General features: G+C 34.7%; 18 protein-coding genes. 6 read left to right on the forward strand and 12 right to left on the reverse strand.

Features of this window, described 5'->3' with window-relative positions; genetic code table 11:
• Window position 1 precedes the first annotated feature (1 nt).
• The 3 genes from ABEB31_RS08535 to ABEB31_RS08545 form a co-directional block, all read right to left on the reverse strand.
• Window positions 2-3,160 carry a UvrD-helicase domain-containing protein gene (locus ABEB31_RS08535; protein ID WP_347050997.1) on the reverse strand — a complete coding sequence of 1,053 codons (3,159 nt, stop codon included), beginning with the start codon at window positions 3,158-3,160 and terminating at the stop codon, window positions 2-4.
• 129 nt (window positions 3,161-3,289) lie between these two features.
• Complete coding sequence (locus ABEB31_RS08540; RefSeq protein ID WP_347050999.1) at window positions 3,290-3,889, reverse strand: lipoprotein signal peptidase; 600 nt, start codon at window positions 3,887-3,889, stop codon at window positions 3,290-3,292.
• A 120-nt stretch (window positions 3,890-4,009) separates the two neighbouring features.
• A complete protein-coding gene (locus ABEB31_RS08545) occupies window positions 4,010-4,225 on the reverse strand; it encodes a hypothetical protein (protein ID WP_347051001.1) in 216 nt (71 codons plus the stop codon).
• A 182-nt stretch (window positions 4,226-4,407) separates the two neighbouring features.
• Here ABEB31_RS08545 and ABEB31_RS08550 point away from each other — a divergent pair, with 182 nt between their 5' ends.
• Window positions 4,408-4,764 carry a roadblock/LC7 domain-containing protein gene (locus tag ABEB31_RS08550; RefSeq protein ID WP_347051002.1) on the forward strand — a complete coding sequence of 119 codons (357 nt, stop codon included), beginning with the start codon at window positions 4,408-4,410 and terminating at the stop codon, window positions 4,762-4,764.
• Window positions 4,765-4,794: 30 nt separating this feature from the next.
• A complete protein-coding gene (locus tag ABEB31_RS08555) occupies window positions 4,795-5,175 on the forward strand; it encodes a hypothetical protein (RefSeq protein ID WP_347051003.1) in 381 nt (126 codons plus the stop codon).
• Window positions 5,176-5,415: 240 nt separating this feature from the next.
• Here the strand turns inward: ABEB31_RS08555 and ABEB31_RS08560 are convergent, their stop codons facing one another.
• The 5 genes from ABEB31_RS08560 to gdhA all read right to left on the reverse strand — a co-directional run bounded on the left by ABEB31_RS08560 (window position 5,416) and on the right by gdhA (window position 13,862).
• Window positions 5,416-5,796, reverse strand: a complete 381-nt coding sequence (locus ABEB31_RS08560) for a TraR/DksA family transcriptional regulator (protein ID WP_057115206.1) — start codon at window positions 5,794-5,796, stop codon at window positions 5,416-5,418.
• Between the two features lie 7 nt (window positions 5,797-5,803).
• Window positions 5,804-9,205, reverse strand: coding sequence for an isoleucine--tRNA ligase (ileS, locus tag ABEB31_RS08565; RefSeq protein WP_347051004.1), 3,402 nt, complete (start codon window positions 9,203-9,205; stop codon window positions 5,804-5,806).
• Between the two features lie 120 nt (window positions 9,206-9,325).
• The gene (recO, locus tag ABEB31_RS08570; RefSeq protein ID WP_347051006.1) at window positions 9,326-10,039 is read right to left on the reverse strand and encodes a DNA repair protein RecO; all 714 of its coding nucleotides are present in this window, start codon (window positions 10,037-10,039) and stop codon (window positions 9,326-9,328) included.
• Between the two features lie 81 nt (window positions 10,040-10,120).
• Entirely contained in the window at window positions 10,121-12,403 is a 2,283-nt protein-coding gene (gene porZ / locus ABEB31_RS08575; RefSeq protein WP_347051007.1) for a type IX secretion system anionic LPS delivery protein PorZ, read from the reverse strand.
• A gap of 115 nt (window positions 12,404-12,518) precedes the next feature.
• Window positions 12,519-13,862 (reverse strand): NADP-specific glutamate dehydrogenase, encoded by a 1,344-nt coding sequence (gene gdhA, locus ABEB31_RS08580; RefSeq protein ID WP_347051009.1) that lies wholly within the window; start codon window positions 13,860-13,862, stop codon window positions 12,519-12,521.
• A 323-nt stretch (window positions 13,863-14,185) separates the two neighbouring features.
• Here gdhA and ABEB31_RS08585 point away from each other — a divergent pair, with 323 nt between their 5' ends.
• Window positions 14,186-14,980, forward strand: coding sequence for a THC0290_0291 family protein (locus tag ABEB31_RS08585; protein WP_347051010.1), 795 nt, complete (start codon window positions 14,186-14,188; stop codon window positions 14,978-14,980).
• A gap of 114 nt (window positions 14,981-15,094) precedes the next feature.
• On the opposite strand, the gene ABEB31_RS08590 is transcribed toward ABEB31_RS08585, so the two are convergent.
• On the reverse strand, window positions 15,095-16,237 hold the full coding sequence (locus ABEB31_RS08590) for a cystathionine gamma-synthase (RefSeq protein ID WP_347051012.1): 1,143 nt from the start codon (window positions 16,235-16,237) through the stop codon (window positions 15,095-15,097).
• A 170-nt stretch (window positions 16,238-16,407) separates the two neighbouring features.
• Between ABEB31_RS08590 and ABEB31_RS08595 the strand changes: the two genes are divergently transcribed.
• Window positions 16,408-17,151, forward strand: coding sequence for a DUF3298 and DUF4163 domain-containing protein (locus ABEB31_RS08595; RefSeq protein WP_347051013.1), 744 nt, complete (start codon window positions 16,408-16,410; stop codon window positions 17,149-17,151).
• A 39-nt stretch (window positions 17,152-17,190) separates the two neighbouring features.
• On the opposite strand, the gene ABEB31_RS08600 is transcribed toward ABEB31_RS08595, so the two are convergent.
• The 3 genes from ABEB31_RS08600 to ABEB31_RS08610 form a co-directional block, all read right to left on the reverse strand.
• Window positions 17,191-18,333, reverse strand: a complete 1,143-nt coding sequence (locus tag ABEB31_RS08600) for an ATP-binding protein (protein ID WP_347051015.1) — start codon at window positions 18,331-18,333, stop codon at window positions 17,191-17,193.
• Window positions 18,334-18,447: 114 nt separating this feature from the next.
• Complete coding sequence (locus ABEB31_RS08605) at window positions 18,448-19,200, reverse strand: SDR family NAD(P)-dependent oxidoreductase (RefSeq protein ID WP_347051017.1); 753 nt, start codon at window positions 19,198-19,200, stop codon at window positions 18,448-18,450.
• A 143-nt stretch (window positions 19,201-19,343) separates the two neighbouring features.
• On the reverse strand, window positions 19,344-20,219 hold the full coding sequence (locus ABEB31_RS08610) for an aldo/keto reductase (RefSeq protein ID WP_347051019.1): 876 nt from the start codon (window positions 20,217-20,219) through the stop codon (window positions 19,344-19,346).
• A 213-nt stretch (window positions 20,220-20,432) separates the two neighbouring features.
• On the opposite strand from ABEB31_RS08610, the gene ABEB31_RS08615 reads away from it, so the two are divergent.
• Both ABEB31_RS08615 and ABEB31_RS08620 read left to right on the forward strand, forming a co-directional pair.
• Complete coding sequence (locus ABEB31_RS08615) at window positions 20,433-21,437, forward strand: AAA family ATPase (RefSeq protein WP_017497457.1); 1,005 nt, start codon at window positions 20,433-20,435, stop codon at window positions 21,435-21,437.
• 129 nt (window positions 21,438-21,566) lie between these two features.
• Window positions 21,567-22,430: a DUF58 domain-containing protein gene (locus tag ABEB31_RS08620; RefSeq protein ID WP_347051021.1), complete on the forward strand. Its 864-nt coding sequence runs from the start codon at window positions 21,567-21,569 to the stop codon at window positions 22,428-22,430.
• Window positions 22,431-22,535: the final 105 nt, after the last annotated feature.

The raw sequence follows: 22,535 nt of genomic DNA on the forward strand, positions 1-22,535 counted from the left end.
TTCACAAATTTACCACTTCAATTTCTTCTCCGATATATACCAGTGCCTTTTTTAACACTTTATATCCTAAGTCCTCAATAGCATCCTGATATTCCTGAATTTGCTTTTGATATTTGGCATTAATAGCACCGGTTTTATAATCCAAGAGATAAGCTTCTTTATTTTCTAAAAAAACAACCCTGTCTGGCTTCAAAATTCTTCCTTCTTTCTGAACGATTGTCTGCTCATTTAAAACAGTATGATTTCCATCAAAACAAACACTTAATTCAGGATGATTGACAATTTCTTTCAAGGTTAACAACACAGGATCGACCTGATCGTAAGTGATCAGCCCATTTTCCAATGATTTTGTTACAGCGAGATCGATATCTGATTTATCCTTAACAAATGCTAAAATCTCATGCACAATATTTCCGTACGAGATAGCCTCTTGTTGATGTGTCCCCCACATCAAAGCTTCACGTTGTGCTATTTTAATATTTTTTGGATTTAAAATTTCGCTGACAACCGGAATTGATTTTACTAAATCAGTTGCTTTTGAAGTTTTCGAAAGTCTTTCATTATTTCCAAATTCATATTCCAGTTTATCTTCATCATAAACTCCTTCGTTAATTAAAAATTTAATAAAAAAAGAGGCCATGTTATTGGCATATTCGCCATCATTTTTAGCTTTTAAAGATTGCGAAATTACATAAAGCTGTTCCTCTGCGCGCGTTAACGCTACATAAAGCACATTGATATTATCCAGAAGTTCTTCCTGTTTTTTCAGGTTAAAAACTGCCGAAGCACTCTCACCAAAACTTTCAACGGCGCTGCTATTATCTACCAAAGCTTTCGGAATTCCCAAATCTATTTCTTCGGTATCGAGCCACAATTTATCTTTTGGTTTCCGACTGTAATCTTCATCGGCAAATGGCATAATTACAACAGGAAACTCTAATCCTTTGGACTTATGAATGGTCATAATACGCACGGCGTTATTTCCTTCCGGAGACGGAATACTGAATTTCTCTGCATTCTTATCCCAAAAACTAAGAAAATCTGAGACACCCGACTGATTTCTTATATCTCTTTCTAAAACAATATCCAAAAAGAACTGGACATAAGCATTTCCTTCGGAAGGAAGAATAAATTTAGAAATGATAATTTCTACTGCTTCATACAAAGATTTTTTCCGAACATCTTCAAAAGAAAATAAAACATCAAAAGTCAATAGCCATTCTTCAAATTCCTTTTCAAATCTATGACTCATACCCATTGCAATAAAATCATGAACGGGCATTGAAAGATCTTTATTTGAAGCTAAAAAATGCAGAAAATTTGCTTTTGATTCCAAATCTGCACTATTGTTTAAATACCTTAAAAGATGAATTATTAAACGAACTTCTGATGCATTCTGAATCATTAAAGTCTCTGAAGACAATAATGGAATTCCTTGTTCGGTTAGGTAATTCGCAACAGAAATTCCCTGACCTCGCTTTCTGGTCAGAATTACAATATCTTTATACTCAAAACCTTGTTTTACTACTTTTTGAATGGTACTTAAAGTCGCCAGCACATACAAATCAGCTTTCTCAACCACTTCTTCTTCATCAATAAACTCATTCTTTTCTGTTACAGGGAGAAAAGATAAATTGACATAACCGCCCTTTTTTGAGTTTGAATTCTGGAAACTATGGTTTTCATATAAATCCTTGTAATCTTCATTTGAAAATTCGGTTGAAATCAATTTAAAAAAAGCATTGTTAAAATCAATTATCTGACTATAGCTTCGGTAATTGGTATCCAGATGCTTAATTTGTTTATCGGGATTATTAAACGGGTTTACATCTTTACTTAATTCGATAAACTGCTCAGCTTTTCCTCCGCGCCAGCGATAAATAGATTGTTTCGGATCTCCTACAATCATCAAAGTTCCCTTATTTCCTAAATCATCTAATCCGGAAAGCGAATTATCTATTAACGGAATTAAATTTTGCCATTGCATTTCTGAAGTATCCTGAAATTCATCAATAAAAAAATTACGATAACGTTCGCCCAACCGTTCATAAATGAAAGGCGCCGGTTGATTTTGAATTTCCCTGTGAATAATCGCATTGAATTCTGAAATCGATAAGATATTTTGTTCGGACTGAATTTTTGCCAATTCATTGCTTACAGTGTTCAGAAGCGACAATGGTGTTATATTTTTTAAAAAAGCTTTATAAAAATCTCGTTTTTCAAAATTTTGATATACCTCTTTTAATATCTGAAGTAATTCCGGAATAATATTTTCAATTAATGCGCGGTCTTTTGCCGTTTTATTAATCGCAATATCTTCAAACTCATGGAACGTTTTATTTTTTGGATTGAATTTTCCGCTTCGGATACTTTCTAAATGATTCGGAAATGTTCCTCTAGAAAATGATTTGGGATCAATTCCGTTTCTGTCTATTAATTCTATCGCTGTTGTGGCAAAGTCTTCATTACAACCTTCCAAATCTTTGCAAAGCGACTGCATTTTTGATTTTATTTCAACAAATTCGGTAATCGTTTTATCCTGAAAATGCAGAATTTCGTTCCGGTTATTTTCATTGAGCACCAACCTTCCGGTATCAAGAATTTCGCGCGAGATATCCCAGCTTTTATCATCATCGGTTTTTTCCATTGTAAAATCGATGAGAAGCCTGGTCAGCGTTTCGTCTTCTCCGGCTTGGGCAATTATAGCATCAACAGCTTCAATCAATAAATTTTCTGTATCCAACGTAACTTCAAAAGTCATCGGAAGATTAAGATCGTGTGCAAATGCACGAATAACTTTATGGGTAAATTTATCGATAGTAGAAATATCAAAAGCAGCATAATTATGAATTAAATGCTTTATGATCTGCTGCGATTTGGTTTTAATTTTGATAATAGAAAGACCGGTTTCCCTGGAAAGATCTTCCATTAAATCGACAGCTTTTGACGAGGGTTCGTCTTTTGCAAATTCAGACAAACTTCCAACTATACGGCTTTTCATCTCGTGAACCGCTTTGTTGGTAAAAGTTATAGCCAGAATATTTCGATAAGCATCATTTTTGGGTGATGAAAGAATAATTTTCAAATATTCCTTAACCAAAGTATACGTCTTTCCAGATCCAGCAGAAGCATCATATATGGAGAAAGACGGACTTTGCATAGTTAATTTTTTATACCGTAAAAATAACACAATAAAAATTAATCTCAATAATTCAAAATTCAAAATTCCAATATCTGCGCTTTATCGCACAAACATTGGAATTTATTTTTGTTATAATGAAATTTAAAATTATCCGTGTTTTGGAAAAGCTCTTTTATTAAAAACCAAAAGAATCCCTACTCCGGTAGAAATTGCCACATCGGCAACATTAAAAATTGCATTGAAGAACGCAAAATGCCTGCCTCCGACTATAGGAAGCCATGTTGGAAGATTTCCTTCCCAAATAGGGAAATAAAACATATCGACAACCAAACCATGAAACCATGTTCCGTAAGGCTGAGGAGAAAAAATAGTAGCCAGATTGTGTGTACTGTCATCAAAAATAACTCCGTAAAAAACCGAATCTATAATGTTGCCGGCCGCTCCTGCAAAAATTAAGGCAATAGCGACAACCAAATAGTTAGAATGACGTTTCTTAATTGCATCCGAAAGCCACCAGCCAATTCCGACTACAGCAAAAATTCTGAAGACCGTTAGAATTAATTTCCCGTACTCTCCCGGAATCTTAGTTCCCCACGCCATTCCTTCATTTTCTATAAAATGAATTTTAAACCAATCTGCAATTACAAATTCTTCACCCAGTATGAAGTTTGTTTTGACATAGATTTTTAAAAGCTGATCAACAATTAAAACCAGAAATATAAGGAAATACGCTTTTCGTAATGACATTTTACAATTTTTTGATGGGCAAAAATAACAATTAAATCAAAAAAAACGCTCCCAATGGAGCGTTAATTGTTTCTAATAAATCCAAACAAAGTTTAAGTGCTAATTTAAACCTGATTAGCTTTATTTTTTTGCCACAGCATTCGCCGGTGTTTTTGGAGTATCAGAGAAAAAATCAGAGATTGATTTAAATATGCCTTTACTTTCTTTCCCTGCAGCAATTCTCTTTGCTTCGTCTTTTTTTACATCTGTTTTAAACTTAATACGCAATTTTTCAAAATCTTTCATTCTACGCTCTACGTCAGAGCTTACTTCTTTGAATTTCAATACTTTAGTCATAATGTAAGTTTTTTATAGTAAATTATTTGAATTATTACTGATTGGGCATTACAATGATACATAATTTAATTTATATTTGTTAATAAAAATTAACACTTGTTTACCATAAATCAATTGTAATTTAATACAAAATATAATGAAACAAACGTAATTTAACATTTATCCCAAATCCTACAAAATCTATGAATGAAATCACAACCACTTTAAACGACTTTCTTGTCAATACCAAATCTACTGCAGCATTAATTTTAAATGGAAAAGGAAAACTAATCACTTCTTTAAATCTGGATTACGGAGACAGCGTTGCTGCTATGAGCGCTGCAATTTTATCCATGAGTGAAAAATTCTTAATTGATTTGGAAAAAGGCGCCTTAAAACAATTATACCTTAAAAGCGCAGAAGGTATTATTGTCGGAAACAAAATTAGCGGCTCCAATTTTATTGTGGCTTTTTCCCGCGAAGGAAGCAATCTCGCTTTATTAATGCGCTCAACAGAAGAAGTTTCTGCTGAGTTGAGCAAAAATTCCCTATTGAAATAAATAAACCATTAACAAACAAACCACTAAATTATGAGTAATGACTTTTTAAACGTGTTTTTAAACGAAATGAAAACCAATGTAAACGGCTTTATTGCTGTCGCTGTAACAGAAATCGAATCTGGATTAAGTTTCGGAAATTTAACTGTTGACCCGAGTTTTGATCCAGAGCTTGCCGCTGCATACAACCTGGAAGTTGTAAAAGCCAAATTAAGCGCAGTAAAAGCGTTAAATTTAAATCAGGATATTGAAGATATTCTGATTACACTTTCAAATCAAATTCATATTATTGATATTTCACCAAATAAAAAGTTTATGATTTATCTGGCAGCAGATGCTTCAAAAGCTAATTTAGGAATGACAAGGGCGATTTTGAAAAAGCACAAAGCTGAGGTTGAAAAAAATCTGGCTTAATTTAAATCTCACCAAATAGAAAACCGCCTTTTTTAAAGGCGATTTTTTTATTTATTTTGAAAAGAAAACAACTCAGTAACACCTTTCTAATTCCTACAATTAATCAATTAACAGGAAGCCTTTGATTTTAATAGTTATAAATAATTTCTTGCAAACACAATCATATAAATACAATCTTCGGAAGCACTAAATATTAAACAAAAAAAACGTCCCGATTTAGGACGTTTTTTTAGGATTATATTATCTCTGCAAATTTTTAGCTTCGATACTCATGGTTGCATGAGGAACAATTTTAAGCCTTTCTTTGCTAATTAATTTACCTGTTACTTTGCAGATACCATATGTTTTATTTTCAACACGGAATAGCGCGTTTTTTAAATCACGAATGAATTTCTCCTGACGAATCGCCAATTGAGAATTTGCTTCTTTTGACATTGTTTCGCTTCCTTCTTCAAAGGCTTTAAATGTTGGCGAAGTATCATCTGTACCATTATTCAGATCATTCATATAAGCACTCTTGATTAAATCAAGATCTGCTTGAGCTTTTTGGATTTTTGCCTGGATTATTTCTTTAAACTCTGCTAAATCTGCGTCAGAGTATCTTGTAATTTCATCTATCATTTTATAATTATTTTGAAATTAATATCAATGTTTTAATATCATCAAACTCAATTTCTGTGCCGTTTTCCAATACGTCAGCAAAAACCAAATCATCTGTCAGTGTCTCAGACTTTATATAGTCTTCATTTTTCGAAACAGCTTCTTCTAAAATACCGTTTCTTTTTATTTGTACCTTAATCTTATCAGTAACTTCAAATCCTGAATCTTTACGGATATTCTGAATTCTGTTTACTAATTCTCTCGCGATACCTTCATTTTTTAATTCTTCAGATATAGTAATGTCAAGCGCGACTGTAATTCCGTTTGAATTTGCAACCAGCCATCCTTCGATATCCTGCGATGTTATTTCGACGTCTTCTAATGATAAAGTTACATTATTTCCAGAAATAACAATATCCAGCGTTCCCTGCTTGTCCAGCTGATTGATCTGATCGGCAGAAAAACCTTGTATCTCTTTAGAAATCAATCCCATATCCTTACCAAAACGAGGTCCTAATGCTTTAAAATTAGGTTTGATTTGTTTTACTAAGATACCCGAAGCATCATCTAAAAGTTCAATTTCTTTTACGTTTACCTCAGCTTTTATCAGGTCAGAAATCGCTTCAATTTCTGCACGCTGATTCTCGTCAAGTACCGGAATCATTACCTTTTGCAAAGGTTGACGAACTTTGATCATTTCCTTTTTACGTAGTGACAAAACCAAAGATGAGATGGTCTGCGCCTTCTGCATTTTGCTTTCCAACGTTTTATTAACAAAGTTTTCGACAAATTTTGGGAATTCAGCCAAGTGAACACTGGCAAAATCCTCTGTTCCTGTCGAAGCAGTTAAATCTCTGTATAGCTTATCCATAAAAAATGGAGCTACCGGAGCACTTAATTTACTGATTGTTAATAGACAAGTATAAAGCGTTTGGTACGCTGCGATTTTATCTTTTGCGTATTCTCCTTTCCAGAAACGACGACGGCATAAACGAACATACCAGTTACTTAAGTTTTCCTGAACGAAATCAGAAATGGCTCTTGTCGCTTTTGTTGGCTCGTAATCTTCATAACATTCGTCAACAAATTTTATTAACGTGTGTAATTCAGAAATTATCCATTGATCGATCTCCGGTCTTTCGTTTAACGGAATTTCCGCTTCAGCGTATTTAAATCCGTCGATGTTTGCATATAATGAGAAGAAAGAATAGGTATTGTAAAGTGTTCCAAAGAATTTACGGCGAACCTCAGCAATTCCTTCAATATCAAACTTTAAATTGTCCCACGGATTTGCATTTGAGATCATGTACCAACGCGTGGCATCCGGACCATATTCTGCAATAGTTTCAAAAGGATCTGTGGCATTGCCCAGACGTTTAGACATTTTTTGTCCGTTTTTGTCTAATACCAAACCGTTTGAAACTACATTTTTATAAGCTACCTTATCAAAAACCAAAGTTCCGATCGCGTGTAAGGTATAAAACCATCCACGAGTCTGATCTACTCCTTCTGCTATAAAGTTGGCAGGAAAATCTTTATTATCATCAATTTTGTCTTTGTTTTCAAAAGGATAATGCCACTGTGCATATGGCATTGCACCAGAATCAAACCAAACGTCGATAAGATCACTTTCACGCTTCATTGGTTTTCCGGAAGCAGAAACTAATGTGATTTCATCCACAACATTCTTGTGCAAATCAATTAAATCATAATTGGATTCAGACATGTTTCCGATTTCAAAACCTTTAAACGGATTTTCTTTTTGAAAACCTGCTTCGATAGATTTCTCAATCGCATTGTACAATTCTTCAACAGAACCAATAAGAACTTCTTCTTTTTTATCTTCGGTTCTCCAAATTGGCAACGGAATTCCCCAATATCTAGAACGAGATAAGTTCCAGTCGTTGGCATTTTTAAGCCAGTTTCCAAAACGTCCCTCACCAGTAGATTTAGGCTTCCAGTTGATAGTTTCGTTCAGGTCGAACATTCTATCTTTTACATCGGTTACTTTGATGAACCATGAATCTAGCGGATAATATAATAACGGCTCATCTGTTCTCCAGCTGTGTGGATAACTGTGCACGTATTTCTCAACTTTGAATGCTTTATTTTCTTCTTTAAGACGAATTGCGATTTCAACATCTACAGATTTCTCCGGTGCCTGTCCAGCATCGTAATATTCGTTTTTAACGTATTTACCAGCTAAATCTCCTAAATGCGAAGTAAACTTTCCTTGTAAATCTACCAAAGGAACTGCGTTTCCTTCATCATCTAAAACCAACATTGGCGGAATCTCGGGCTTTGCTTCTTTTGCCACTTTAGCATCATCGGCACCAAAAGTCGGCGCTGTATGCACAACTCCTGTTCCGTCTTCTGTGGTAACAAAATCTCCCGCAATTACTCTAAATGCATTTTCAGCATTTTCGTAAGGCAAAACGTAAGGCAGTAATTGCTCGTAACGTATTTCTACTAAGTCTGCTCCTTTTGCTTCGGTTAAGATTTTATATGGAAGTTTTTTGTCGCCGTTTTTCACGTTGTCAAAATCAGCGTCGTCTTCACTAAGGAAAAATCCTTTTCCAAATTGTTTTCCCACTAAATTTTTAGCCAAAACCACATTAACCGGCTCAAAAGTATATTGATTGAAAGTTTTTACTAAAACGTAATCAATTTTTGGTCCAACAGTCAAAGCTGTATTTGATGGTAAAGTCCATGGAGTTGTCGTCCATGCTAAAATGTGAATATCTCCAAAACCTTGTAAAAACGAAGGCAATGTTTCCGGCAAAGTTTTAAACTGTGCTACAATTGTAGTATCTGTAACATCACGATAAGCTCCCGGCTGATTTACTTCGTGAGAAGATAAGCCAGTTCCGGCTTTTGGAGAGTAAGGCTGAATGGTATATCCTTTGTACAACAAACCTTTATCGTAGATTTGTTTCAAAAGCCACCAAACCGACTCCATGTATTTTGGTTTATAAGTTACATACGGATCCTCCATATCTACCCAATACCCCATTTTTTCGGTAAGGTCATTCCACACGTCGGTATAACGCATTACGGTTTTTTTACACGCTTCGTTATATTCTTCGATAGAAATTGTTTTACCAATATCTTCTTTTGTAATTCCTAATTCTTTTTCGGTACCCAATTCTACAGGCAAACCGTGCGTATCCCAGCCGGCTTTTCTTTTAACCTGAAAACCTTTCTGAGTTTTATAACGGCAAAAAATATCTTTAATCGCACGCGCCATCACGTGGTGAATTCCTGGTAATCCATTCGCTGAAGGCGGACCTTCAAAAAACACATAAGGCTCAGCACCTTCGCGGGTTGTTACACTCTTTTCAAATATATTTTCTTTCTTCCAAAAATCAAGAACTTCAGACGCTACTGTTGGCAGGTCAAGTCCTTTGTATTCAGTAAATTTTGTACTCATTTTATCCTTTTCTTAAACGAGGTGCGAAAGTAAGGAATTTTAAGGAAAATAGATAAAAGATGACAGAAAAAAGACCAGTTTGACAAAATTTCAAGTAGATTCTGCAACCTTTTAATGTAGTTAAGAGAAAACTTCTTTTAAAATCTCTAAAGATTTAGGTTTTTTAAATCCTTCCAGGTGCAGACTGTAATAATCAATTAAAATTTTAAGGAGAATTTGTCTTTCCAAAACATGAAAAACTTTTTGATCGTTATCAAATTTTAAATCCATTAATTTTTTAAACAAATTGGTCTCATGTTCTGAGAGCATATTACCTGTTTGAAAAAGGCTGAAGACGCCTTCATTCATTTCAAAAAAAGGCAAATTATTTTCTGAAAGATCCGGATAAAAACCAAGATATTTTGTTATTTCTAAAAGCAGGATCAAATGAAAATTAGAAATTTCATCATGATGATCCAGCCAGGTTAAAGCGGTTTCTAAAAACAGAAAAAGCTGTTCGTTTTTTTCTTCTTCCTGAATAGAATAATGCAGCATTTCAGAAAGAAATAATACCATTGTACTTTTCACAATATCAGTATGAATGCTCTGAAAAGGAACTGCCGTTTTTATTTCTTTGAAGTTTTCTAAAGTACCTTTGTTTTTATGAACAGCTTCTATTTCCAAAATCGAAAATGGCTGAAAATAGGCAATCTTCTGACTTGCCTTTTTACTTGAAAAAGCATCCCGTACGAAATAAGATTTCAGTCCGTTCGAAAGCGTAAAACATTTTACGATCAGACTTTTTTCCTGAAATTTTAAGGATGAAATTACTATGGCTTTGGTTTTGACGAGCAAAATTTTAGATTTTTAGACTTCTTAGATATTTGACTTCTAGATTATAGCTGACTTTCGACTTTTAAACTTTCAAACTTTTGACTAACGTATAATCATAACTTTTTTCACTTTTGTTTCTCCTCCATCCTGCGCAGAAATAAAAACCATATAGACACCTGAAGCTACTTTATATTTACCAAAGGCTGTTGTATCCCACTCAATTGTTCCTCCTGATGATTTTATTTCGTAAACCAAATTCCCTTCAATGTCGGTAATTTTTACGTTGGCATTCTCAATTAAGCCGGCAACTTTTACGGTTCCTGAATAATTTGGACGAACGGGATTTGGATAAACATAGACATTATTAAGGTCATCATTGGCTTCTGTAGCAATGCCATTAAAAGAAACCATTCCTTTACTGGTTGCAATAAATACCTCACCTGTTTTGGCATTAATTTTAATATCATTTACATAATTGCCCGGCAAAGGTGAATTGTTTATCGTAAAATGATATTTAGTTTCCTGACCGTTGGGAGAAACCATAAAAACGCCTGAATCTGCTGTTCCAATCCACTTATTGTTCGAACCATCAACCGCAATAGTGGTAATAAATTGTTCGTACAATAATTCCTGTGCCAGATCATCTTCAACAATAATAATAGGATTAGCTTTTAACTGGCTTTCTGTCTGAAAACTTCCAATATTCGACAAAACTCTTAAACCTTTTGCAGTACCAATCCAAAGCTGGTTTTTTGTATCCAGAGCTATTGCTCTCACGTCTGCAATTGGCAGATTTCCAACATCTGCGCCGAAGGTCATTTTTTTAAACGTATTTGAAGTTTCATTAAAACCTACCACTCCATCTCTGTTTGTTGCAAGCCATTTTACATTATTGCGGTCAACAACCAAACTGGAGTAACTGATATTTTCAGCAATATCAAAAATCGGAGTCATAGAATAACTGCCCCACTGACCGTTCGTTTTTAAAACCTTTAAACCATTTTTGATTCTGCTGTTTGTAACCCAGAGATTCCCCGATTTATCAAAAGCAGTTGCATTGATACGAATATCAATATAATTTGCACCTGCATTGGTAATAGATTCCAGTCCGCTATTTTTTTCATTATATAACGTAGTCGGAACTTCATTCTCAATCTTTAATAATCCGGAGAAAAAAGAACTTGCATATACCTGTTTTTCATTGTTCGGATTCGCAAGAATTCGCGTTATTGACTTTGCATCGTAAACTTCTGTGTACGGAATATTAAGCCAGCCGGTATTATTGTATCTGCTTATTCCGTAACTATCTAAAGGATAAGGATCGTAAGAAGTATCATAATCTCCATAAACTGCCCATAAATTATTGGAAGTAGATGCTAAAGAAAAAATATTGTTCCGAACAGGGCCCGCCGGGGTATTATTTTCAAAAGTACCTGCATTATTAAGCGATGATGAAAACAATCCATTTTCTTTTGTTCCGATAAAAATCTGATCTCCAATTGCCGTGGCACAGGTAAAATTCAGCATATTATTCAAAACCTGTGTATTAGCAATCTGCCGATTTAAAATCATTTGATTATTGTACACATAAACCATATTGACTGTTGTAACAAATAAATTATGATTTCTGGCTCTTATATCAACCGTTGACTGTGGCAATTGCGAAAAACCAACGAACGCAGTCGAATTGTATCGATGAATATATCCGGAATCGGTTACGGCTATAAGTTCTGTATCTAATGTTTCGACGCCAGTCCAATTTCCCGTATTGACAACCGTCCACTGATTGTAATCTATCAGATTTGGATTTGCACTGTCTGCTTTTCGAATACCCGAAGAAGTTGCCGCAAAAATAGAACCGTTAAATAAAGTGGCTTGCTTTACGCTGATTTCAGCTCCGTTATCTCCTATAAAATAAGTATCGCCAAATTGAGAAGTATTTAAATTGAACTGTACAATTCCGAAATCACAGGAAACATATACCAATCCGTTATGTTCCATAAAATGATTGATTTTTTTAATGTTTGCTGGTAATTGTTTGTTTATAATGTCGACAACTTTTAAAATACTTCCATCGGTTTCATTAATCACAATCAAAAGACCATTTTCATAACCTATAATAGTTTTTTTAAAGACTTCACTATAATAAACTGCAGAAATGGTTTGCCCCGATAATCCGTCAACAGTGGTTGTGGTTTTCAGTACATTTGCTGCCAAATTTTTTGAAAACAATGCGTTTTCTGAAGCCGCAAAAACATTTGTAGAAGATTCTGAAATATCTTTAATTTCATTAAAAGAAAAATATCCCTGCCATGACAATTTGCCCTGAGCCTGGGAAAACTGAATGAGTACTAAAACCAAACCGCAGAGAAATATTTTTTTCATTCTTTAATGTATTCGAATAGCAAATATACTACAAACGGGATTATTAAATTTTTGGAAGAATAAAAAATGCCTTCGATTATAAACCGAAGGCATTTTCATCATTGTAATTAATTTTTTAAACTACACCTTGTGCAAGCATAGCATCGGCAACTTTTACAAATCCGGCAATGTTAGCTCCTTTTACATAGTTAACATATCCGTCTTCTTCGGCACCGTATTTTTTACATTGGTTGTGAATTCCAACCATGATATCTTTAAGTCGTAAATCTACTTCTTCACTCGTCCAGTTTAAACGAATAGAGTTCTGCGTCATTTCTAATCCTGATGCCGCCACACCACCGGCGTTTGCTGCTTTTCCGGGAGCAAATAAAACTTTATTGTCAAGGAAAAGTTTAATAGCTTCTAATGTAGAAGGCATATTTGCAGCTTCTGTAACACATAGTACACCATTATCGATTAATTTCTGAGCATCGTCTCCGTTTAATTCATTTTGAGTAGCACAAGGAATTGCGATATCTACTTTCACTTCCCAAGGGCTTTTTCCTTTATGAAAAATGGCATTTGGATATTTCTCTAAATATCTTTCGGCTCTGTTATCTCCAGTTGCTCTCATTTCGACCATGTGCTCGATTTTTTCGCCGGAGATCCCTTCTTCATCATAAATATAACCGTCAGGACCCGATATAGTCACTACTTTACCACCAAGTTCATTTACTTTTAAAGCGACACCCCAGGCTACATTTCCGAATCCTGAAATAGCCACTACTTTTCCTTTAATATCATGACCTATCGTGCGAAGCATCTGATCTGTAAAGTAAACTACTCCATATCCTGTCGCTTCCGGTCTGATCAATGAACCTCCGTAAGCCAAACCTTTGCCGGTTAAAACTCCTGTAAATTCATTTCTAATTCTTTTATATTGACCAAATAAATAACCAATTTCTCTTGCTCCTACTCCAATATCCCCTGCAGGAACATCCAGGTCCGGACCAATATGACGGCATAATTCTGTCATAAACGACTGGCAGAAACGCATGATTTCTGCATCTGATTTTCCTTCAGGATCAAAATCAGAACCACCTTTTCCACCTCCCATAGGAAGTGTCGTCAGACTGTTTTTGAAAACCTGCTCAAAAGCTAAAAATTTCAAAACAGATAAATTCACAGAATGATGAAATCTTATTCCTCCTTTATAAGGTCCGATTGCAGAGTTCATCTGAATTCTAAATCCTCTGTTTACAATGATTTCACCTTTGTCGTCTACCCATGGAACTCTAAAAATTATAGAACGTTCCGGTTCTGCGATTCTTAAAAGTATATTTTTACCATCATACTTTTTACGCTCAGATATAAAGGGAATTACTGTTTCTGCAAATTCTCTAACTGCCTGAAGAAATTCTGGCTCATTTGGATTTTTTGACTCAACAAGAGCCATAAACTCATTTATTTTTTGTTCCATCGTTGAAATAAATTTTTCAGATCATTTAATTTAAATCTTACTCTAATAATTAAGAAATTATGTTTAAGAAAACGTTTTCGTTTTAACACACAAAGATATATCAAATATTGATTCCGTGTTATATTTTTCACGTTTTTGAAACGATTTGTGTTTTTTTCAGAGATTGCAAAAAAACACATTTTACATGTAGGTGTTTACATGCAAATCACCTTTTTAATGTTAGCAAATTAAGTATTTTGCTAGTTATTTTTCAATAGACCGATTTAATATTTTGAATCGTTTAGGTTTTTTATATATTTGCCAAGATTTGTAAGCCCTAAAAAATGTCTAAACACCTATTTATCAAACTATTTGCCCTATTTTGTATTGCAACTACGGCATCAGCGCAATCAGACCTAGCACAAGAGATAGGAATATATGCAGGACCTGTAACTTTACAGTCAGATTTTGGTCAGAGAAACAATTTTGACACCAATGCAGGAAACTCTGGTTTTGGTATTGGGATTATGCATTTTATCAATTTTTCTGCTGCCAATAACAGAGAAAGTTTCTTTACAGAACATTTTAAAGTAAGATCGGATCTTTCTTTCAGTAAAACAACTCTAAAACATTTTGGAGAATGGGTAGAAAGAAAACCTGACGGAGTATTTGCCCAGCAACTTAAAAACATGCACGCAAGCTCTACTATAGTAGGACTTGGTGCCCAAATAGAATTTTCTCCTTTTATGAAAATTCACGATTTCGAAAATACAATTGGAAGTTTTAGTCCGTATGGAAGTTTAGGATTTCAGGTAAGTTATTATTCTGCAAAAGTTGGGTCCCGCTTAGGAGATATAACTCTTCCTAACGTTACTCCGGGAAAATATTTAACGCCATCTGACGGCCGTGCGCATGGATTTTCAACAGAATCGGGAGTAGTATTATCAGCAACGGCTGCTCTTGGAGTACATTACAAATTAACAAAAATGAGCGACCTAATGTTTGAAACACGCTTTCAAATGTACAGCTCCGACTGGATTGACGGTTTAAATCCGAATAAGGATATTTATACCGAAAACAAATCTAACGACTGGCAGGTTTGGTTCAACTTTGGATATATCCATTATTTAGAATTCTAGTTTTAAGCAAGATACAACATAAAAAATCCCAAATTCCAAATAAAAAATGGAGTTTGGGATTTTTATTTATAATCAAAAGAGAAAAATTTTGAAGCTTTATCTCTTTGAATGTTTCTAAGACAATGCCTGTTCTAAATCTGCAATTAAATCTTCTGCATCTTCGATACCCACACTTAGTCGAACTAAATCATCTGTAATACCGACCTCAGCTCTTTTATCTGCCGGAATGGATGCATGTGTCATTAATGCCGGATGATTCGCAAGAGATTCCACTCCCCCAAGAGATTCTGCCAGAGTAAATACTTTTAATTTTTCTAAAAACGCTATAGAATCTTCTTTTTTGCCCGATTTAAAATCAAATGAAACCATTCCGCCAAAGGCTTTCATTTGCTTTTTTGCGATTTCATGAAACGGATGATTTTTTAATCCCGGATAATAAACAGTTTTTATTTTAGGATGACTACTTAAATATTCTACCACTTTTTCGCCGTTTTCACAATGTCTTTGCACTCGCAATGCCAGCGTTTTAATTCCTCTCAAAACCAAAAAACTATCCATTGGCCCTAAAGTTGCGCCCGTTGCAAATTGCTGAAAATGCAATTGCTCTCCCAATGCCTCATTCTTTACAATTAGTGCTCCGGCAATCACATCAGAATGTCCTCCTAAATATTTGGTTGCAGAATGCATTACAATATCAGCACCCAAATCCAAAGGCTTTTGCAAATATGGCGTTGCAAATGTATTGTCAACAGCCAGAAGAATATTTTTTGCTTTTGTAATTTTTGAAATTTCAGCAATATCAGCCAATTTCATCAACGGATTTGTAGGCGTTTCTACCCAGATTAATTTGGTGTTTTCATTAATTAAAGCATTCAATTTTTCGATATTCGTCATATCAACAAAATGAAATTTAATTCCTGAATCTTTATAAATTCTCGAAAACATCCTATAAGTCCCACCATATAAATCATCCATTGCAATGATTTCGTCCCCTGCCTTAAAAGATCTCAACACACAATCTGTGGCTGCCAGGCCAGAAGAAAATGCCAATCCGCGTGTTCCGTTTTCGATACTTGCCAGCGCATCTTCCAGAGCAGTACGGGTTGGGTTTGAAGCTCGGCTGTATTCGTAATCTGCTAGAGGTTTCCCAGGACTTGTCTGAACAAATGTAGAAGTTTGGTATACGGGTGGCATTACTGCTCCTGTTGCAGGATCATGATGTTGTCCTCCATGTATAACTTTTGTATTGAATTTCATATAAATAAAATTTATTTTTTAAATGTTCGTTTCCAACAAATTTGTTGATATTCGCAATTTTTTTGATTTATGTTTTAAAAATCGTAAATTTAGAATACAAATTTACCGTTTTAATTTATTTTATTCCAGATCCTCTTCACTATCTTTTCATATAATTAACATTTCCCGACATGAAACAATTTCCATTTTTAATCTTTATACTGCTGGCGTTTACAAGCTGCAGCAAAGAGCTAACATTTGAAAATGAAACATTTGAGGAAAAATCTAAAATTCCCTGTAAGAAAGATTGTCCGACAATTAATCTCGATGTTCCGATCGCAAAAAATGGAGAAATTATTGGAGACAGCATCAACAGGAAAATTTTTACTGTGATCAAGGAAATTGTTTATTTTGGAGAAAAGCCTACAAAAATTAAAGATTACAGATCTTTAGCATCATCTTTTATAGATTCGTATGAAGAAATGCATCAAAAATTTCCAACAGAAACCTTTGGCTGGGAAGCAAAAATTAAAGGAAATGTAGAGTTTCAGTCTTCGCAGATTTTAAATATCCGTTTAGATCATTATACTTTTACTGGAGGAGCGCACGGATATCAGGGTTACCGTTCTTTATTGTTTGATCTGAAAACGGGCAAAACAATCTTAAGCAATCAGCTTTTTAAAAACGAAAATGAATTTAAAGCTTTCGCTGAAAAAGCATTTCGCAAAAAATATAAAATTCAGGCAGAAGCCGTTATAAACGCAACAGGTTTAATGTTTGAAAATGACAAATTTCAATTACCTGAGAACATTTTCTACACCAGTGAAGGATTACTATTATATTACAACTCGTACGAAGCCGCTTCTTATGCAGACGGACCAAAAGATATTTTGTTTTCTTATGATGAAGTAAATAAATATTTAAAATTTCAGTAAAGAAAAAACCTCAAAACCTTAAAATTTCAGCACCTTCCCCTAAACATCATATTTCATCTTTCTCAAAACCCGAAGCGCTTCTTTAAAAGAGGAATAGACTTGTTTATATGGTTTTAACAGCAATTTGGCATCAATCAATTTTTGCCGTGCTTCTTCAAATCCATTCAAATGGCAAATCATAAAAGTAGAAGGCAGATTTTCCAGATCTTTCATTTCCCGTTCAGACAATGCGATTTCCTTTTGAAGTTTAGACAATAAAGCCATGTTGGTATTGTAAATGTGATACAGCATTTTCCGGTTGAATTCGGGTGGCTGAAAGAGCATCTGGCGGTCTATTTTATAGTAACCATTATCAAAAAAGTGGATGGTTTGTTCTTCTAAAGGATAATAGCTCGTTTTGTCGTTTAATCCCAGAGGAACATATTCTGTAATAGTAAAAGTATCATCGTTATAAACAATCGTAACAACATCTTGTGCCGAATAAAAAAGCTTAATCTGTTCGTTGATCAGCTCAATATCTACGCGGGACAAAAAGGTTTTATCGCGCATTTTTTTGGGAACGCCGGCCCAGCAAATCACAAACAACTCTTTAAATACATGATATTTTGGTGACATATCTTTATGCCGGAAATTCATAAAATCAAATACGCCGTCTAATGTGTACTGAATACTATTTCTGGAACTGTTTTCAATGCCAATTACGGTTTCGGTATTTTGATAGCTTTTCTCTACTTCTTCGTGTTCTTCTACAGGTATCGAATTACTTCCGCGTCTTATAAAAACACTATTAGCCAGAATGGTATGGATTCCTTTTTTAAAATAAGAAATCTTGTTTTTTGGCTTGATCGTAACCAAACCGATTACTTTATCTTTTGGCAGATTGGGAAACGGAATATTCTCGTACTGGATTTTTGGCGGATTTTCTAAAAAAGCGTTTACAAGATTTTGAATCCTGCTGTCATCAAAAAAATCATCGCCCACGATTTCATTGTCATGATCTTCAACCCCAACGACGATATAAGAATTATTGTTCGGATTGGAATTGGACAAAGCACAAATGTGTTTTAGAAATTTTCCTTTTCCTTCACGGGAATGCAGATTCAATTGCCTTTTTTTATCATAAAAACTGCTTTCGTCATTATGAGCGAGCAGGTTTTTTATTAAAAGGCGTTTATTGATCATATTTTTAGAATTCTTAGAATTTTAGACTTACTTAGATTTCTTGGTTTTTTGGACAATTTAGACTTCTTAGACTAATAAAAAATCTAAGAAGTCTAATTGTCTAAGAAGTCTGCGTTAGTCTCTTTTAACAATTGTCGACGAAGCCTGCGCTGTACTCATCACAACCAAATCGGCGATATTAACATGATAAGGCCTTGAAACTACAAAATGAATAATATCAGCAATATCTTCTGCCTGTAAAGGATCAAATCCTTTATAAACATTTGCAGCTCTTTCGGTATCTCCTTTAAAACGAACTTCGCTGAATTCTGTCGCTACCATTCCGGGATGAATTCCTCCGACTCTAATTCCAAACGGATTTAAATCAATCCGCATTCCGGCAGTTATAGCATCAACCGCATGTTTAGAACCACAATATACATTTCCGTTCGGATAAACTTCTTTTGCCGCCGTCGAACCAATATTGATAATATGTCCCGATTGTCTCTCCACCATTTGCGGAATTACTGCTTTAGAAACATATAAAAGTCCTTTCACATTTATATCAATCATGGAATCCCAATCGTCCAGATTTCCCGTTTGAATCGGATCTAAACCATGCGCATTTCCGGCATTATTGATTAATACATCTATAACGGAAAAATCAGCCGGCAAAGTACTTATTTTTTCCAGAACATCTTCTTTTTCACGAACATCAAATTGTAAAGAATGAACTTCTGTAAAAGCTGAAAGTTCTTTTTGCAGTTCCTCAAGACGATCCTGACGTCTTCCGCAAAGCACGATTTTATAATTATTCCTGGCTAATATTTGTGCAGTGGCTTTTCCGATTCCGCTTGTAGCTCCGGTAATTAAAGCTGTTTTTTTCATTGTTGAATTATTTTTTTGGCCACAGATTAGAAAAATCCATTTCAATTCTTATAATCTGTGGCCACTATTTTTTTCCGCTTAAAGCGAATTATAAAATCTAACTGAACCAATCACTAAAAAACTGATTACTGAACACTTGAAAATTAAGGCACATCATTGCCCATACTTTCTGTCCAGATCGCAAACCAGTCTTCGGTATCCATATCTAATTCTACCGCTTTTGATAAAGATTGGATTCTAGCAATATTAACTGTTCCCGCAATAGGAATTACCTTGGCAGGATGTTTTAAAATCCAGGACAACAAAAGTGTATCTGCACCTAAATGGTATTTTTCCATCAATTCTGAAAACAGTTTTTTCAGACGGCGCGTTTGTTTGGTATCTTCTCTAAAAACAGTTCCAAGCGGATTCCAGGATAAAGGACGAATCCCGTGTGTCTGCATATAATCTAAACTTCCGTCCAGCATTGGTTCGTAATGCGTAGCCGAAAACTGAACCTGATTGTAGCTTACTTCGGTTTTACTGCGAATTAATTCTGTTTGTGAACTTGTAAAATTAGAAAGTCCGAAATCTATGATCTTCCCTTCTGTTTTTAGTTTCTCAACGGCTTCTGCAATTTCGTCTGCCTGCATTAAGGGACTCGGTCTGTGCAGCAGGAAAACATCCACATAATCTGTCTTCAGGTTTTTCAAAGATTTTTCCACCGATTTAACGATGTAATCTTTAGAATAATCGTAATGTTTAATTTTGTTTTCGGGACGTTTTTCAGCAATCATCTGAATGCCGCACTTCGTAATTAATTGCAATTTTTCCCTTGAAATTTTACTTGCGTGAAAGGCTTTTCCAAAATCGGCTTCGGTCGTATAAGATCCGTAAATATCGGCGTGATCAAAAGTCGTAATTTTGTTTTCGATACTCACTTGTATCATGTTTTCCATTTCTTTGGTTGTAAGGTTTTTATCCCAAACTCCCCAATTCATAGTGCCTGAAATTATAGGCGATAAGACAGTTTTGTTCATAATAGTTATGCGTTATTTTTGGTAATAATCATGCTTTAATAAAACATAATCATCAAAGTTCTTAAAAATATAAAAATAGATTCACAATTAGTCCTTAAAATTAGGTCATTGGTCGAAGTTTTAACCATTCTTTAACATCTTACTTCTTAAAAAATATTCAATTTGCACTCTGAAAAATTAGGCGTACAAATCAAGGTTTTTAAAAATATTTATATGGAAGAAAATACAACGACTTTAGACATTAGAGCGATAAATGAAAAAATTGAAAGAGAAAGTGCTTTTATAGACCTTCTTACAATGGAAATGAACAAAGTTATTGTGGGTCAGAAACATATGGTCGAGCGTCTATTAATCGGATTGTTGGGACAAGGACATATTTTATTGGAAGGAGTTCCGGGCTTAGCCAAAACTTTAGCCATTAATACATTGTCTCAGGCCGTTCAGGGTTCTTTCAGCCGTATCCAGTTTACGCCGGATTTATTACCTGCCGATGTTATCGGAACCATGATTTATAATATTAAAGCAAACGAATTCTCAATTAAAAAAGGACCAATTTTCGCCAATTTCGTACTTGCCGATGAGATTAACCGTGCTCCTGCAAAAGTTCAGTCTGCACTTTTGGAGGCTATGCAGGAAAAACAAGTTACAATTGGAGACACCACTTTCAAATTAGATCGCCCATTTTTGGTATTAGCAACCCAAAACCCGGTAGAACAGGAAGGAACTTATCAGTTACCAGAAGCACAGGTCGATCGTTTTATGCTGAAAACTGTAATTGATTACCCAAAAATTGACGAAGAGCGTTTTGTAATCCGTCAAAACCTTAAAGGATCTTATGAAAAAGTAAATCCGGTAGTTTCTGTAGAACAAATTTTACGTGCTCAGGAAGCGGTTCGTGAAGTTTATATGGATGAAAAAATCGAGAAATACATTTTAGATATTATTTTCGCAACGCGTTACCCGGAAAAATACAAATTAGCCGACTTAAAACCGCTTATCAGTTTTGGAGCTTCTCCTCGTGGAAGTATCAATTTGGCTAATGCTGCAAAATGTTACGCGTTTATCAAACGTCGTGGTTATGTAATCCCGGAAGACGTTCGTGCCGTTGTACACGACGTTCTGCGCCACAGAGTTGGAATTACATACGAAGCAGAAGCAGAAAACATCACTTCTGTAGACATTATCAACAAAATCGTAAACGAGATTGAGGTTCCTTAAATTTTAGATTTTAGAGTTCAGATTTTAGATTTTTAAATCTGTGCTCTAAAAAGTACTCAATAATTAATTTTAGTTGTTTTGTAACTCGAAAATCTAAAATCTAAAATCTAAAATCTGCAATCCGAAAAAATGGATACAAAAGAGCTTTTAAAAAAAGTACGGAAAATAGAAATCAAAACGAAAAGACTGAGTAATCATATCTTTTCGGGAGAATACCACTCTTCATTTAAAGGACGAGGAATGACGTTTAGCGAGGTACGTCAATACCAATACGGAGATGATATTCGTAACATCGACTGGAATGTAACCGCACGTTATAACGAAGCTCACGTAAAAGTATTTGAGGAAGAACGCGAATTGACCATGGTTTTAATGGTTGATATTTCGGGTTCGGAATCTTTTGGTTCTAAAAATCAATTTAAAAAAGACATCGTAACCGAAATTGCGGCAACGATGGCTTTTTCGGCTACACAAAACAACGATAAAATTGGTTTGATTCTGTTTTCTGATACTGTAGAATTATATATTCCGCCAAAAAAAGGACGTTCACATGTATTGCGCATCATTCGCGAATTGATCGAATTTGAACCAAAAAGTCATAAAACCGATATCGCACAAGCCTTAAAGTTTTTATCCGGAACTCAAAAAAAGAAAGCTATTGTTTTTATGATTTCCGATTTTATGTCTGAATCTTACGAACATACTTTAAAAATTGCTTCTAAAAAACATGATATTACAGGCGTTCGTGTCTACGATATGCGCGAAGAACAAATTCCGAATTTAGGAATGGTAACCATGCTGGATGCCGAAACCGGCAAAATACAATTGGTAGACACCAGTTCTAAAACAGTCCGCCTGAGTTACGAGAAACATTATCAGGAAAAATTAAATTATTTTAAAGATACTTTCCGTAAATCCGGCGCAGGAATCGTCAACACAAGAGTTGATGAAAATTACGTTACTAAACTTTTGGGCTATTTCAAATCAAGGTAAATTAATTTTAGATTGCAGATTTTAGATTTTAGATTTTGAAAATCGAGTATTTAAGTATTCTGCCTTTGATAAAAAATAAAAAATCCGCTTAAATCTGTGTCATCT

It is taken from the genome of Flavobacterium olei (assembly GCF_039749035.1).
GTDB classification, from domain to species: Bacteria; Bacteroidota; Bacteroidia; order Flavobacteriales; family Flavobacteriaceae; genus Flavobacterium; species Flavobacterium olei.